The organism is Deltaproteobacteria bacterium GWA2_45_12 (assembly GCA_001797365.1).
Classification (GTDB): Bacteria; UBA10199; UBA10199; order UBA10199; family UBA10199; genus UBA10199.
This window is the reverse complement of record MGPH01000022.1, coordinates 7,350-7,669: the sequence shown is the minus strand read 5'-3', so window position 1 is coordinate 7,669 and position 320 is coordinate 7,350. Positions and strand designations below refer to the sequence as shown.

General features: G+C 45.3%; 1 pseudogene (only partly in view). It reads right to left on the bottom strand.

What is annotated here, in order from left to right:
- Window positions 1-320 (bottom strand): annotated as a pseudogene (locus tag A2048_10890) (hypothetical protein); it runs 4,801 nt beyond the window's last position.

Sequence of the window (320 nt, the reverse complement as noted above, 5' to 3'; positions counted from 1 at the left end):
GCCCACACTTTCCAAACCAAGCCCGTCACACAGGCCAAAATGGATGCTTAAATCCTCTTCCGGGCCAGGATTATCCTGTAAACTTTCATCATCCCTATTATCCGCTGCTTTCCACAGCTCGCACATGTCGGATGAGGCAATATCAATGTTGGTCGCATCATCAACGAAGTTCTCAATTTCTCCTTCTTCCTGCACTTCTTCTTCATGATTAAAATCTTCGTCGGATTGGAAAGAACCCGATTCATTCAAATTAAGATGAACGCCATCTTGTTGCATGATGACTGAATCACCCAGAAGGCGTGTGACACGTTCCATGGGAT